This window comes from Tsukamurella tyrosinosolvens (genome assembly GCF_900104775.1).
In the GTDB taxonomy this organism is placed as follows: domain Bacteria; phylum Actinomycetota; class Actinomycetes; order Mycobacteriales; family Mycobacteriaceae; genus Tsukamurella; species Tsukamurella tyrosinosolvens.
Genome location: NZ_FNSA01000003.1, coordinates 2868340 through 2882566 on the forward strand (window position 1 = coordinate 2868340; position 14227 = coordinate 2882566).

The following is a 14227-nucleotide window of genomic DNA, read 5'->3' on the forward strand; positions in this document are numbered from 1 at the left end:
AAGGCTCCGTTGAAGTGGGCGAGCGAGAGCGCTGTCCAGAGCAGGAGGAGCACGAAGAGCCATCGCTTCTTCGTCCGCGGGCTCGGTGAAGGTGGAAGCCAGTTCGGCACGCGTGTCACTTCCCTGGCGCTGCGGCCGGATCCACGTAGTGGCCGATGATCTCGACCTTCCAGACCGCGGTCGTCTCGTCGAGCGTCTTGGTGTCGATCTTCCCGCCGTCGCCGGCGGTCAGCCCGGAGCCGTTGTCCTTCCCCATGGTCGGTCGCGCACTTCCGGTGACGGTCATCGAGAGCTCGCGGACGACGACTCCGGGGAACTGCTTGGTGACGCCCGTGCGCACCGGGGTGATCGGCTGCTCGTAGAACTTCCCGCCCATCCGCCACGTCACGCCGGTGACCACGCGATGGCGCGCCCACTCGTCGCGCCCGTCGGGGGCGACGTAGTTGAAGCCTGGGACGACGTTGATGGCCGAGATGACGACATCGCTGCGAAAGGTGATGTTGAGGACGTGGCCATCGTAGTTGTTGATGCGCTTGCAGACCCATGCACGGGTTTTGTCGCCGGCGAACGGGGCGACGGGGTCGCTCTCGTTGGGGCACGAGGCCGAGGCGGTCAGCGGAACGAGGGGCTTGTCCTCGGTTCCGGGTCCCTGTGGCGTTCCACCCGGGGTCTCGAGTACTTCCGGGACAGGCCCGCCGGTCGGCTGTGGGGGCTTTCCTCGGCCGCCGCCGACGAATGACAGCACGATCACGACCACGAGCAGAATGGTTCCGAGCACGGCGCCGATCATGATCAGCAGCTTCTTGATGTCGGGCTTGGATCCGTCCTCGCCGGCGCTGTGCTCCTTGATGCTTCGCGCCCGGTCCTTCACCCGGTCCTTCATCCTGTCCCGGAGCGACGGTCCAGGGTCTGCGGCCGGCTGGGAGATCTCCTGCGGCGGAGCAGTCGCCTCTTCGGATGGCTCGGCCGGCTGATCGTCGTCGATCCGTTCCTCGGGGAATACCTCGAGGCTCTCGGCCGGCAGGTCGTCGGCCGCCGCCGGCGAGGTGGGTTCCGGGTCGATCTCCTCCGCGTCTCCCCAAGGGCTCGGAGGCGTGGCAGGGCCACCCAGGATCTGGCTGTAGGTGAGTGGGGCCCTGGCCGGGGCCTCCTGTTCCGGCGCCGGATCGTCGAGCGGTGCACCGTCGTCGCCCTGCTCCGTCGCGAGTGCGTGCTCGTCGGACTCCCCCACTGTGTCGTCCCGAGATCCCTCAGTCTCCGGCTCTTCCTCGAGCGGAGGCGAGGCCTCCTCCGCGCGCGGGTCTTCGGTGGGCGGTGTGTCCGATCCGGGGTCGACCTCGCGTGGCGTTTCGTCGGCCGCGGGCGGGAATCCGGGGGCTATTCCAAGCACTCCCGCAGAGGAAGGAGCGTTGCTCTCCTCGGAGTCGTCCGTGCCACTGGGCCGGTCGAGTTCTTCGTCGCCGGCCGGGTCTACGCCAGCCGGCGTGAAGGTGTCGGCATCGGGACCGGAGGCGGACGCGGCCCCGAGACTGTGCAGCGCCGCGTCGCCTCGCCAGGGGATCGTGTCCACGCTCGGAACCAGCGGGATGATCGGGGCCTGGCTGATGGGAGCTGCGGGCCCGGTCACGCTCTGCTCTTCGGGCATCGGTGTCACCTCGTCGGTAGCGGGCTCGGGGTCGTCGAGCAGGAACCGGCTGTCCACTCGATGCGTTTCGGGAGAGGCCGCGGCCTCCAGGTCCAGTCCGGGTGCGGTGTCCGTGTCGCGGAACAGGCCGAGGTGATCCGCGCTGCGGGGCGCGCGGGGTGCCTTCTCCTCTTCGATCTCGGCGATCGTCGAGTCGACGACGTTCAGGGCGTTGTCGTAGCCCAGGAGATCGAAGTCGGCCTCCGATGTCGGCGTGCTCAGGGCGGTGGCGACGGCAGCGGTGATCCTCGCGGCCTCTTCATCCGGCCGCCGTTGCGCGGCCAGCAACGCACTCGCGACGCTCATCAAAGCCCTCCACTTCGGCCGGTCGGCGCGGCCGGATCGGTCGCGCCGGACTCGCTGCCAGGTCCAGTTCGCGGCGTACGGTACCGCCGCCGATCGCACGCACGAGGCGACGGCGCGTTCGGCCGGGCGCACCGATTCGGGTCGAACGCACCGACTTCGAAACCGACGGTGCGAAGGAAAGGGTGGACGCGATGGCCTCCGTGCTGAAGATGCTCAAGTTCTCGGAGTGGAAGCGGAGCACGCTCAACCGCGCGATGCTGTACAGCGCGATCGCGTGGCCGTTTGCGATTGTGCTGTCGATCTTCTCGGTGCTGCTGTCCTACGGCGCGATCTCCAAGGTCCCGAAGGCGATCGACGTCAACCGTGCGTACTCGAACATCGTCGCCGCGCAGAACTTCGCCTACGACTCGCTACTGCTCTGGATGGCGGGCACCACCTCCTCGGAGAAGCGGCTCATGCAGCGTTCGTCGGCTGGCCCGAACATCACGCTCTCGCAGGTTCCGTTCGAGGTCCGAGACATCCGGCCCGCCGCGGTCGTTCCGTACAAGGGCTCGGACGCCGACGAGTGGCAGATCGTCTTCGCCGTCACGTTCGTCCCCCCGGGATCGAGCTCCGCGCAGACGAACAACTACCAGGTGACGCTCCTCGACGCGCGCGACCAGAACTTCCAGCTCCTGCTCTGGCCGGTGATCGTCAACCCCGCATCGAAGCCCTTCAAGGTGGACTCCAAGTACGGCGACCCGGTCGACAAGAACGGCCCTCTCGGGAAGTCGCTGACCCGCTTCGCGACCGCGTACCTGGCATCGCCGGACAGCTCTCCGACGCTCGGGCAGTACGTCTCGAACGGATTCGGCGCGCCAATCGCCTCGAGCCCGTACACCTCGGTCGAGCTCCTCGAGGTTCGCGCCGAGCGCGGCAGTCCGCAGCTGTCGTCGGCCACGGAGGGCACGACCCTGCACGTGATGGCGCGAGTGAAGGCGATGGCTTCGCTGCAGACCTGGTCGATCATGGACCTGCCGCTGACCGTCCAGCTCCGCGGGAACGATGTCTGGGTGGTCGACAAGATCGACTCCCCGATCGGCTGGGGTTCGATCACCTACTCGAAGTAGCGTTCGATAAAGTGTTGCATTACTCGAACGAGTAGCGCATACTGGATGCAAGAAGGACGAACGTGAACACACGAGAGGAGGACACCATGGAGGACTTCAAGGTCCACATCTACGACCGCGTCACCGCGCAGTGGCTCAAGCCCATCGACGTGACACGCTGGCCGGCGCAGTACAAGGGCTACGTGGAGCAGGCGCTCGAGATGCACGCCGAGTCCTTCGGCGGTGCCCTCACGATCGCCGGAACTCTCGAACGCGGCGAGCTCCGTCTCGTCGCTCCCGAGGGCGCCGTCCTCGCGGACTTCCGGTGGCTCGCCACCGAGTCGCACCGCCTCGACTTCCTGCCCACGAAGCCTGTCCTCGCGAACGCCTGACTTCAACCGCACAGAACCCCGCTACCGGATTCGGTAGCGGGGTTCTGCGTCTTCGCCCCTGCCGGCGACACCGATCGCCCACCTCGTCGCGGACGTCGAAGCGGCGTCCTACCCGACGGGAACCCCCGCTTCGACGTCCGCCTCTTCGGACTCTTCGGCATCTGCATCGGCCAGGTACGGGCCGATCGCATCGAGCTGCGAGATCTTCTGAATGATCGGATCGATCACCCGCTCGGCGTTCTGGCTGATCCTCTGCTGCGCCGCGCGAATCCTCTCGAACTCGGACGGGTCGATGACCGTGGTGAACGCGTCGAGGTTCTCTCGAATCACCTTGTGCATGTGCGCTCCGGTAGACGAGGCCATGAGGTCGATCCCTCTCGTGCCCGCATGGTGGCGTGCCCACTCCGAGGGTTGGCCCGGACGCGTGCGCCCCATGTCCTCGTAGGTCTTCATGTCGATCACGCGCATCATCCCGTGACTGATCTCGTAGTTGTGCAGCGGGTGATGCTTCGCTCCGAACTGCGCCCGCATCTTCGTCCGGTCGCTGTTGCGGAAGAGCACCGTGATCGTGTCGTGCGGTCCGGCCGGTATCGGCATGTCGGCCGAACTGAAACCGTGAGCGGCGCCGCGGCCGGTGTCGCCCGAGCGCCTTCCCCACGTCGCCGAGTTGTGCGTCAGGCGCACCCAGCCTGCGGTCGGCACATCGACCATCGTCACGAACGACGAGACCTCGTCGAGCACCCACAGCGCGTTCGGAACGTCGAGGTTGCACCAGACCTCCGAACCCGGTCCGAGGATCCCTGCGTCATGCATGTCGACGATGCGCGAGACGACCGCCGGACCGGCGGACGGCGGAGTGCTCGGCCGGATGAACGCGTGCACGGTGATGCCTTCGACCGGTGTCAGGGAGTCAGTCATGGCGGCACCGTAGCCGCCGATTGAGCCTCGCCTTGAGCGCGGCGCGATCTCGCAAGCTGCCTGGATTCTCCGATTGAGAGTAGTTCTGAGGGGCAGTTTGACGGCCAGATTGAGCCGAAGATTGAGCCGTGGATTGAGTCACGGTTGGAGCCGGGCTTGGAGTATTTTCGAACGTGCGTTCTCGCGCGTGTGCGCGCACGTAGACGACACGTTCGACGAACATCCGAGCGTCTTTCGAAACCGTGTCGCCTTCGTGGGAAACGGCCCTGTTGATCCACCCTTCCGCCGAACTGCCTACCCACGCGTGAGCCACCCCATCACGCGCCCGGCCCTCGGAAGGTGCCCATGTACACCCAGACCCTCGAAACGGTCATCCAGCTCGCCGACATCAGCGACCCGACGAGCGACGGCATCGCGCTGCGTGCGGTCAACTGGACGCTCGCCATCCTCATGCTCCTCGTCGTCGGCTTCGGCGCGTACTACGGCTTCCAGGCCTGGCGCAAGAAGGCCGCGGCCGGCGCCAACGGCATCGCCGAGGTCCGCGAAGTCGCCTTCGGCGTGATCGTGATCGAGATGTTCCTCGGCGGCATCATCTGGTTCGCCAACTACGGCACCAGCCTCCTCCAGAACTTCGGCATCGGGTGATCGGCGCACCGATGTTCACCTTCACGAGCCCGCACGCGGAGCACGTCTCCGAGCCGGCAGAGACGGGCCGCTGATGCTGCCCTACCGAGTCTGGAACTCGATCGCGAAGGTCCGCGTCGAGTGGAAGCTGGGCGGCGTCATCTTCGGGCCGCGAGCTTCGATCGCGATCCTCGCGCTGCTCGCGTCAGCGGTTCTGCTCGTTCAGATCCACGTCCTGCTCGCGGTTGTCGTCGTCTTCGTCGGACTCGTCGTCGTGACGCTCTACGCAACCTTGCTCTCGCGTCTCGAACCGACCGGAACCCTCTCCGAGACGACGCAGCTCAAGCTTCTGCGTCGCGGACTGCGCTCTCGTCACACCACCAACTTCAAGCAGCGCGGCTAGACCCCGCGGCGTAGAAGGAGAACTCTTCGAATGGGTACCCACGTTCCGCCGCTCTCGTGGCGCAAGGGCAACATCATCGCGGCCGAGGACGGCACGGTGTGGTGCAACTACTTCCTCACTGGGATCAACATCAACGCCTACCGCGCAGAGCAGGCGGGCGCAGCCCAGACGTCGCACGAGATGCTGTACACGGCGCTCTCCGACCTTCCGAGCGACGACATCATGTTCACCGGGTTCCGTGCTCGCACGGACCCGATGGAGATCATGGATCGGATCACCGCGAGCATCCCGGACTGGGATCCCGAGCACCACAAGTTCCTGGGACAGCTGCTCAACGAGTTCTTCCAGCGGATGCAGACCGGCGAGTTCGTCGAGTTCGATCGCATCTACTGGGTCGCGGTCGCGCACAACAAGGGCGCCGGGGCCAAAGACCGCCTCGTCTCGTCGGTCGTCGATGTGGATCCGCACGAGGGCCTGGACCTGACGAACCTCGGAGACTTCGAGAAGGCCTGCTTCACCTCGATCCCCTCGGAGTTCCGACCGGTCCGCACGACACCGAACGCCGTCGACTGGGCATTCGACCGCGCTACGACTCGTGGACTCACCGTTCCCACCAAGCCGAAGCTGGTACCCGGATCGGCCAAGCCCTCCGAGAAGTCCTATCCCGAGGTCGCGTTCGACGAAGCAGCAGAGTCGACCGCGCTGTACTCGAAGTTCCTCGAAGACGTCCGTGAGGGCCGCGGCTACGTCAAGTCGCTGCACAAGGTGGACAAGCGGCGAGCGTTCTTCAAGCGCTTCCGGACCTTGTCTAACGGCAAGATCATGGCGATCTCGCAGCCGGGCAAGCGTACAGCCGAGATGCCCGACGGTCCGGTCTCCTACCAGTCCTGCATGGCCATCGCCCGGTACCCGTCCGATTGGTCGGATCAGGTGTCGAGCTTCACCTACATCGTCGATCAGGCGATCGGCGTCGACGCCGACTTCACACTCCGGCTGCGCTTCGACCAGAGCCTGGTCGACACCGGCACCTTCTCATCGACGGACAAGAACCTCGTCTCCGAGGGCATGGCCAACGCCGCCGACGAGTTCGAGGCGTTCAGCTACGTCGAGCGCCGCGACGAGCTCCGCGACTTCCACGCGGCGGTCAAGGCCGACAGCTCACGTCGCGGGATGCAGGTCACCGCGATCTTCGCCTTCGGCCACAAGAATCTCGACCATCTCCAGTCTCGACTGTCCGCGCTGACTCAGCGTTTCCGCTCCAACGGCTTCGTCCCGATCCTGCCCGTCGGTGGGCAGAAGGAGCTGTGGACGATGATGATGCCCGGATCGAGCCGTACCGGTCTCGGCGACGATCTCCTGCAGACCACCACCGCTCACTGGTTCTCCGGCGCGATCCCGCTCCGCCGGAGCTTTGCCGGCGACCAGACCGGCGTCCCGATCGCGATCAACAAGGAGAACGCGAACGGGCAGATCATCCTCGTCAACCTCATCAACGCCACCGATCGAGGCAACGCGTCCATCGCCTTCACCGGCGCGCAGGGTGGCGGCAAGAGCCATGCGATGAAGCTGATCCTGATGTGGATCGTCGCGCTCAACCGCTACGCCTCGATCATCGATCACTCGAAGCACGGAGAGTGGGCCGTGTACTGCCGCCCCCTCGCGCGCACCCAGGTCGTCAACGCGGCGTCTGGCGAGACCTCCACCGGCGACCGGCGCGTGATGGACCCGCTCAAGTGCCTCCCCAGCCCCGCCGCCGAGACCGTGATGCTGGCGCACTACCTCCCCCTGTTCGAGCTCGATACGAAGTCCGTGGAAGCCTCGTACTTCGCGCAGATCCTGCGCCCCGCGTTCCGTGAACCGCGCGGCATCACCAGCACGCGCCGGCTCATGGAGTACCTGCGCAACTCCGGCGACGCCGCGGCACAAACACTGCTGCTGCACTTCGACCACTGGGCCGCGCTCCACTTCACCGCGGCGTTCATCGATCCGGTGCCGAAGGACGACAACGACAAGGGACTGCCTCCGTTCGACGACCTGAACGATCTCGCACGGCGCATGGAGATCGGCGACAACCCGTACGCGACGGTCTTCCGAACCCAGGATCTGCCGGTCTACCGCGGCGACAAGGAGAACGGTGGATCCGACATCAACAAGTGGGCCGCCGCAGCCTACGGGTCGATCGCCCGCATCACGGCGTACCGCTTCGAGGTGATCCGCAGTACCTGCGTCTTCCTGGCGGACGAGATCAGCTTCCTCAAGGGCAACGAGGACGTGCTCGAGCTGCTCATCCGGAACTTCGACCGCACCGGCCGCAAGGACCGCAACCTGGTCGTCGCCGGCTCCCAGCACGCGGAGGACTTCGATCACAACTACACGATGATCGAGCGCATCGGCGCACTCCGCCAGCGCACCAAGCAGAACGCGATCGCAGCGCTTCGCCACGTCGGACTGCCGATCCTCGACGCCATCGTCGACGTGATGGTGACCAAGACGAGCCCGCCGGATCCCGACAACGACAACCTCGTCCGCGCCGGCCGCCACGGCGAGGGCTGGTGGAACGACGGCAACAACAACATCGTCCGCGTGCAGTACCTGCCGATCCTCTCGAGCAAGCTCGCGCGCTTCAGCGATACGACCGCGTCGAACATGCTCCGCGAAAGCGACCTTCGGAGCGCTCCCGAGCGGGAGGCCGCGTAGCGATGGCGGGCTTCCTCGACATCTTCAACGTCACGGACTCCGGCGGCGCGCGTGTCTCGCGGTACCGTCTCGACTTCGCTGGCGCGATCTACAACAACACCGACTCGTGGGTGTGGGGTATGTTCGCGTCTCTTCCCTACATGGCGGCCAAGACGATGCTGGTCATCGCGAACAACTTGCTGGGGATCGTTCTGTCGTCGGCTTCGTTCCTCAACTCGCTCAGCGACCTCTACACGAAGATCACCGCGCCGTTCTTCTCGATAGTCCCGCCGTGGCTGATCGGCTGCATCACCTTCGGCTACCTCGGCTTCCGGCTCTGGTCCAATCACGCGAAGGCCGGGCGGGCAACGTCCCTGTCGGGCTTCAAGGCCAACGACGTCAACGAGCGGGACCGGCTCGCAGCCGCCTTCGTTATCCTCGCGTTGGTCGTCTTCCTCACGAACAACCCCTTCCTGCTGCTGACCACGCTTCTGGAAACCGCCAACAGCCTCGCGATCGATTCCTCCAACGCCGTCATCGGCGGCTCAGCGAACGACACGGTGAGCGCTGGTCAGGCACTCGCGGATCAGACGATGCGCGACCCCACGATCGCCCTGACCTACTCGGGCGAATTCACCGATGCATGCAAGAACGCGTGGTCGCAAGCTCAGGCTTCAGGAACCGAGCTGACGCCCGAGAGCGGCTGCTTCAACAAGGGCGACAACGACGCCGGCCCCGACACGCTTCTGTCCGCGATCCTGCTCAACCCGTTCCCCGCGATCCCGATGCTGGCCTTCGCCGGCGTCGCCATCTGGAAGTACGCGGCACACCTGACGACCTCCGCAATGTGCACCATCGCTCTCCCCTGGGTCGCCGCCGTGAGCCTGCACAAGCGCCGCGGCTTCGAGCGCCTGGCCGCCGTCGGCGCCGCGGCGCTCTCGCACATGTTCATGGTCATGGTCGTGTCGATGCTGACCGTCGCGCTGCCTGCGCTCGTGGCGAACGCCGTGCAATCTCTCGTCACCGAGCTCGTCGGCTCTTCGGAGTATGCCTCCGTGCGGACCTGGCTCTCGTTGGTCTCGCTCGGAATCGGCTTCGCCGCCAGCACCGGCGCGCTGTACTTCATCACCCGACGCACCAGCATCCTCACCCGCCTCCTCAAGGCGGACGTCAACGACACGCTCAACAAGACGCTCGGAATCGACACCGGACGGTTCAGCTGGAAGAACCTCCGGTCCCGCGGCTTCAATCCCTTCGCGAAGGACGGCTACAACGCCGGATCGAACGCGGAGAAGTGGCTCGCCGCCAACCCCGAGGCGGACACCTCATCCGCCGGTGACACCGCCGGAGTGCCGGCCTCGAAGAGCAAGAAGGACTCCGCCGTGAGCGCACCCGTCGAAGAGAACGAGGCCGTCACGCAGCTGATGAAGCCAGCGGTGACGGAGGCCGAGACCGCGACGAGCACCGTTGCTCCGCCGATCGTCACGCTGGCCGAGGCGCCGCTGACCACTCCCACCTCGATCCCCGCTACTCGCCTGTGGCAGAGCGTCTACGCCGGCTCGATCGGGGCGCGCAACGACAACCGCAACCAGGCGTCGAACACCGTCTTCAACGTCGACGTCTACGGCTACTACACGGCGCCCAGCGCGTACGCACCGGCGTCGAGTGCCGTCGGCGCACCCGCTCACGCCGAGGACGACATCATCGACGCCGACTTCGTCGACATCGTGCCTGAAGATCCGCGCCCGCTGCCGACAGCGGAGCGCTACGCGCTTCCCCCCGCTCCTGATCCGGCCGCGCCGGCCGTCCCGGAACCGACCATCGGTGACGCACCTTCGGCAACCGGAGCGCTTCTCGGTTCGGAGTCGACCGCGGGCGGCCGCCACGCGGCCGCGGCGCCGCCGGCCGCGAACGTCGCCGGAAACGTCTTCGCCGACCCCGCGCTCAACGAGGCGGCGGCAGCGGTTGGCGCCTCATTCGTCTCGGGTGCCCACGGCCCCATCCGCGGCGGACTCTGCCGATCCCCGCTGCGCGTCTTCGACATCTCCTCCTCCTCGGCAGTGGACGAGACGCCGACGCCATACGCGGTGCCCGAGGTCGCGATCGGGCCGGGCATCGTGTTCTCGGCGACGACCACCGGCGCCGCCTCTGCCGGCTCGCAGCCCGCGGGCGACGACACCGGCGAAGGAGTCGACGGCCCCGGCAACGATCAGCGGAACTGGAACCGCCGCAACCTCCGCCCCGCGGCGACGAGCAGCAGCTCGTCCGCCGACGAGCGCGCCGCAGGCCCGGCGGCCTCGCCGTCCGGTCTCGAGCCGGGCGTCAACGAGCACCCGGCAGGGTTCCACGCGCCGATGGAGGACGAGCTCGCCAGCGACCAGCTCGCAGCTGACCTGGAGGAGGTCGCGCTCACCTTCGCAGCCGCCGGTGCTCCCACGCAGCTGCACATCTCGCCGGACGACCTCCGGATCGGTGTGCGGCTCACCTCGGATCCCGATCACCGGGTCGAGCGCCGCGGCCCCATCGGATTCGGCGATCCGTACTGATTCGGAGACCGCGCCGCGGTCGAAGTTCTATTCGAATCCCTGCCACGCTCCCCGCGACATGAGCCAGCCGCCCCACACTCACCCGTACGAAGGACAGGACATGGACCCCTCCAACGGCATCGACCCGGAAGCACTCCAGCGGGTCGCCGCGAAGTACGGCGCCCCCGCCGAGGCGTTCGCCGCGGCGCCCCAGGCGCCGCACCGCCCGCCGAACGCGCCGCCGGAGCACGGATTCGCCGCTCCGCCCCCGATGCCCTCGAACCAGCCTCCGGCACAGCACCAGCAGCAGTTCGTCCCGACGGACAACGGAGCCCAGAACACCGCACCCGAACGCAACTCGGCGCCGGCGCCGCGAGTCGGCCGTGTCGGCGTCAGCGCCGAGCGCCCCAAGATGGGGTGGCAGGCGAAGCTGAACCGCTACGGATTCAGCTTCAGCAAGGGCGACGACGAGCTCGACTACGACCGGCGCGTCTCGCAGGTTCAGCGGAACCTGCGCTCGACCAAGACGATCATGATCATCTCCGGCAAGGGCTCGGCCACGAAGACCGCGACGACCGTCGGACTCGGGGACACGCTCGTCACGCATCGTCGCGGCTCCAAGGTGGTGGCGATGTCCATCGATCCGACCGGGGATCTCACCTCACGGATCGTGCCGGCCAACGATGCTGCTCCACGCTCGGTGTTCTCGCTCGCGGCCGACAAGGAAATCACGACCCCCGAGGACGTCGGCAGCTACCTGATGACCTCGCAGTCCGGACTGTTCGTCCTCGGGTCCTCGCCCGACGACCACTCGCCCTTCCTGGACGTGCCGAGCCTGCGACGGTCACACCACCTTCTGCGCTACAAGTACGGCGCCAACATCATCCTCATCGACGCAGGCGGCAACCATGACTCGGCGACCTTCTACGCCGGGCTCGAGCTCGCCGACCAGCTCGTCTTCGTCGCTGAGATGACCCCGCGCTCGATCGCACAGCTGGACGAGGCGGCGGACATCATCCGCCGTGCCCCTGGCAAGTACCCGGACCTGGTCCGCAAGTCCGCAGTCGTCCTCACCACCGCGCGGCTGGGCAAGAGCTTCGTCGACGGGACCGCTGAGCGCGACCGGATCAAGACCGAGCACGGCGACGCACCGGTGATCCACGTCCCCTACGACCGGCACATCGCCGAGGACGGACCGATCTACCGGGACATGCTCCAGGAGGCCACTCGCCGGCGCTACCTGACCGCCGCCGCCGAGGTGCTCTCCCGCATGTCGATCGACTAGACGCCCCACCACCGAGCTCCCGCCATCCGGGCGAGAGCGCCCACCACGAGAGGATCACTGACCATGACCGACACCCACATCGACAACGCCCCCCAGGGGAGCGCTGCCTCGGACTTCGACGAGGACGAGGACGTCCGGGCGCTCAAGGAGGGCCTGCAGAAGCTCGGAGAGCTCAAGGACTTCCACTCGTCGGCCGCCGCCGACCTCGAGGCCGCGCAGCTCGCCGGCGCCGATCGGATCGCTGCCCTTCAGGCGGAGATCGACGCCGAGACCGGCCGCCTCGCGACCGAAGCCAACGAGGCCGCGATCGAGTTCAACAACGCGCGCGACGAGCTCATCGAGCTCGGCCACTCCACGGCGAAGCGCCTGAACCCGAAGGGCTTCGGCAAGATCCCCGTCACCCGCGAGAAGAGCGAGGACTGAGCTACCAGCTCCCCTCCCCGGCACGGCCCCTGTCTCCACCGAGGCAGGGGCCGTGCCGCATTCTGAGCACCGCGCCGGGGCTCGGCCGCAGGGCCCGACTCAGGGACACTGCGGGCATGCGCGAAATCAGCGACCCCCGCATCGTCTCCGAGTCGGAGTTCCAAGCCCAGGCTCCCTCTTTCATCGACGGCATCAAGGTGCTTGCCATCAGCCGCGTCGAGCCCGGATCGACCGAGTTCGGCACCTACCCCGCCGGCATCGCGCTCACCAGCATCCGTGGCGAGTTCAGTACGCACTTGATCGTCTGGCAGGTAACCGAGAACCGCTTCACTCTCGGATCGGGCCACTACGGCATCGCCACGCGCGAGGAAGCCGAGATCGACGCCGCGTCCCGAACTCTCGCCTGAGGGTATCCGCAGAAGAGCCTGCGACAAAACTATGCCGAAGTCGGTATACTTCTGTCATGGACGAGTTCACCTCCACCGAAGCCGCGGACCGCCTGGGCGTAACCCCGCGCCGGGTGCGCGCCCTGCTGGCCGCCGGAGACTTGATCGAGACCCGACGCGTGGGCGGCAGCGTACTGATCGACGCGCGCTCGGTCGATCACCTCGAGCGCGCAAGCGCCTCGACAGGGCGTAGCGGGCGACCGTGGACCGCTGCCCGAGCCTGGGCGGCCATCACGCTGCTCGCCGGCGGTGAACCGGACTGGCTCTCCACCGTCCAGGACCGTCGGCTCCGCGCGCATCTCCCCCGCGTCGACGCCGAGACCCTGGTCTTCAAGCTCCGCCGCCGCGCGAACGTCGAGCGCTACGCCGGCCCGACCGGCCCGAGCGCGCTGGTCGTTCCGACTGCGGGGTACGCCCTCCGCGACGAGCACACGGCGGCCCTCTTCGGCCTCGCGGCCGGCGCCGGGGATTGGCGCGGCTACTGCGCCAGCTCCGACCGCGAAGCTGTGATCGACGAGCTCGACCTGTACGCGTCCTCACGCCCCGATCACACCCTGCTGGTCGTCGACGACAAGCGCTGGATCGAGGCGGCCGCGGGCCCCATACTCGTCGCCGTCGACCTGGCAGAGTCGTCCGCGACTCGCGAACGCAGCGCCGGGCTGCGCGCACTCGAGGAGGCGCTCCGACGTGTCTGATACCTGGAACATCGACGTGCCGGACGCAGACCGACCGTGGCCGCTCTTGGCCGAGCTGTCTCGCGAGCTCGATCCCGCCGACTGGATGCTGGTCGGCGGCCTGATGGTGCATCTACACGCGGCCCGGGCCGGCATCGCGGTGCCGCGCCCCACGAGCGATGTCGACGTGGTGGTCGCGATCGGCACCGGCGGGGCGAGCTTCAACGCGGTGCGCGACCGGATCGAGTCGCTCGGATTCGCGTTCGAGCCGCCTGTCGGTGACGGCGGCGCGCACAAGTTCCTTCGCGGAACGGACCGCATCGACCTGATGGTCGCTGACCGGATCGACGGCCGCCGCGTTCCTCGCGTGCAAGGGCGGCTCGTCTTCCAGGTCCCCGCCGGCACGTCCGCACTCAACAAGGCGGTCGACTGCCGGGTCCAGATCGCGGGCCAGGAGCCCATCGCGCTGCGGGTCCCGAACGCGCTCGGTGCGCTCGCACTGAAGGGGGCCGCGTACCGGGGCGACAGCCGCGAGAGCGAGCGCCACCTCGAGGACGCGGCGTTGATCGCGTGCACCATCGACGACCCGCGCACGCTGGCGGCACAGCTCGCCGGGTCCGACCGCGCGCGTGTGCGGTCCCTGCGTGACGCACTCGACGAGCGGCACCCCGCCTGGAGGCCGTACTCGGAGCTCCGGGAACGCGGGCTGCGCGCGCTTCATCTCCTCAGCGGATAGGCCCGCGCCGTCGTCCGTGACAGGACGCCCGATCGCGGAGCATGGAC

Annotated in this window: 13 protein-coding genes; 11 read left to right on the top strand and 2 right to left on the bottom strand. The window is 67.4% G+C overall.

All coding sequences use genetic code 11. The annotated features are described in order from the left end of the window. Nucleotides 1-115: 115 nt before the first annotated feature. On the bottom strand, nt 116-1990 hold the full coding sequence (locus BLW32_RS16245) for a hypothetical protein (protein WP_068742996.1): 1875 nt from the start codon (nt 1988-1990) through the stop codon (nt 116-118). 191 nt (nt 1991-2181) lie between these two features. On the opposite strand from BLW32_RS16245, the gene BLW32_RS16250 reads away from it, so the two are divergent. After that, nucleotides 2182-3099: a conjugal transfer protein gene (locus BLW32_RS16250; protein ID WP_068742997.1), complete on the top strand. Its 918-nt coding sequence runs from the start codon at nt 2182-2184 to the stop codon at nt 3097-3099. A gap of 62 nt (nt 3100-3161) precedes the next feature. After that, nucleotides 3162-3470 (top strand): hypothetical protein, encoded by a 309-nt coding sequence (locus tag BLW32_RS16255; RefSeq protein WP_139286223.1) that lies wholly within the window; start codon nt 3162-3164, stop codon nt 3468-3470. 108 nt (nt 3471-3578) lie between these two features. Here the strand turns inward: BLW32_RS16255 and BLW32_RS16260 are convergent, their stop codons facing one another. Beyond that, nucleotides 3579-4388, bottom strand: coding sequence for a hypothetical protein (locus BLW32_RS16260; protein ID WP_068742999.1), 810 nt, complete (start codon nt 4386-4388; stop codon nt 3579-3581). Between the two features lie 345 nt (nt 4389-4733). On the opposite strand from BLW32_RS16260, the gene BLW32_RS16265 reads away from it, so the two are divergent. The 9 genes from BLW32_RS16265 (at nt 4734) to BLW32_RS16305 (ending at nt 14180) form a co-directional block, all read left to right on the top strand. Beyond that, a complete protein-coding gene (locus tag BLW32_RS16265; protein WP_068743000.1) occupies nt 4734-5033 on the top strand; it encodes a hypothetical protein in 300 nt (99 codons plus the stop codon). Between the two features lie 73 nt (nt 5034-5106). Next, nucleotides 5107-5415, top strand: coding sequence for a hypothetical protein (locus BLW32_RS16270; protein ID WP_068743001.1), 309 nt, complete (start codon nt 5107-5109; stop codon nt 5413-5415). Nucleotides 5416-5445: 30 nt separating this feature from the next. Next, entirely contained in the window at nt 5446-8112 is a 2667-nt protein-coding gene (locus tag BLW32_RS16275) for an ATP-binding protein (protein ID WP_068743002.1), read from the top strand. Nucleotides 8113-8114: 2 nt separating this feature from the next. Beyond that, complete coding sequence (locus BLW32_RS16280) at nt 8115-10637, top strand: hypothetical protein (protein WP_068743003.1); 2523 nt, start codon at nt 8115-8117, stop codon at nt 10635-10637. 100 nt (nt 10638-10737) lie between these two features. Next, entirely contained in the window at nt 10738-11901 is a 1164-nt protein-coding gene (locus BLW32_RS16285) for a MinD/ParA family ATP-binding protein (RefSeq protein ID WP_068743004.1), read from the top strand. A gap of 63 nt (nt 11902-11964) precedes the next feature. Then, the gene (locus BLW32_RS16290; protein WP_068743005.1) at nt 11965-12324 is read left to right on the top strand and encodes a hypothetical protein; all 360 of its coding nucleotides are present in this window, start codon (nt 11965-11967) and stop codon (nt 12322-12324) included. Nucleotides 12325-12440: 116 nt separating this feature from the next. Continuing rightward, entirely contained in the window at nt 12441-12731 is a 291-nt protein-coding gene (locus BLW32_RS16295; RefSeq protein WP_068743006.1) for a hypothetical protein, read from the top strand. Nucleotides 12732-12787: 56 nt separating this feature from the next. After that, nucleotides 12788-13465 (top strand): hypothetical protein, encoded by a 678-nt coding sequence (locus BLW32_RS16300; RefSeq protein WP_068743007.1) that lies wholly within the window; start codon nt 12788-12790, stop codon nt 13463-13465. Beyond that, a complete protein-coding gene (locus BLW32_RS16305) occupies nt 13458-14180 on the top strand; it encodes a hypothetical protein (RefSeq protein WP_139286224.1) in 723 nt (240 codons plus the stop codon). Before BLW32_RS16300 ends, BLW32_RS16305 begins: the two co-directional genes overlap by 8 nt. The last annotated feature ends 47 nt before the right edge of the window (nt 14181-14227 follow it).

Bases quoted from the DNA above. Each gene is read 5' to 3' on its own strand.
- BLW32_RS16245 (WP_068742996.1), bottom strand. From the start codon at position 1,990: ATGAGCGTCGCGAGTGCGTTGCTGGCCGCGCAACGGCGGCCGGATGAA.
- BLW32_RS16300 (WP_068743007.1), top strand. From the start codon at position 12,788: ATGGACGAGTTCACCTCCACCGAAGCCGCGGACCGCCTGGGCGTAACC.
- BLW32_RS16290 (WP_068743005.1), top strand. From the start codon at position 11,965: ATGACCGACACCCACATCGACAACGCCCCCCAGGGGAGCGCTGCCTCG.
- BLW32_RS16265 (WP_068743000.1), top strand. From the start codon at position 4,734: ATGTACACCCAGACCCTCGAAACGGTCATCCAGCTCGCCGACATCAGC.
- BLW32_RS16295 (WP_068743006.1), top strand. From the start codon at position 12,441: ATGCGCGAAATCAGCGACCCCCGCATCGTCTCCGAGTCGGAGTTCCAA.
- BLW32_RS16280 (WP_068743003.1), top strand. From the start codon at position 8,115: ATGGCGGGCTTCCTCGACATCTTCAACGTCACGGACTCCGGCGGCGCG.
- BLW32_RS16250 (WP_068742997.1), top strand. From the start codon at position 2,182: ATGGCCTCCGTGCTGAAGATGCTCAAGTTCTCGGAGTGGAAGCGGAGC.
- BLW32_RS16270 (WP_068743001.1), top strand. From the start codon at position 5,107: ATGCTGCCCTACCGAGTCTGGAACTCGATCGCGAAGGTCCGCGTCGAG.
- BLW32_RS16285 (WP_068743004.1), top strand. From the start codon at position 10,738: ATGGACCCCTCCAACGGCATCGACCCGGAAGCACTCCAGCGGGTCGCC.
- BLW32_RS16260 (WP_068742999.1), bottom strand. From the start codon at position 4,388: ATGACTGACTCCCTGACACCGGTCGAAGGCATCACCGTGCACGCGTTC.
- BLW32_RS16275 (WP_068743002.1), top strand. From the start codon at position 5,446: ATGGGTACCCACGTTCCGCCGCTCTCGTGGCGCAAGGGCAACATCATC.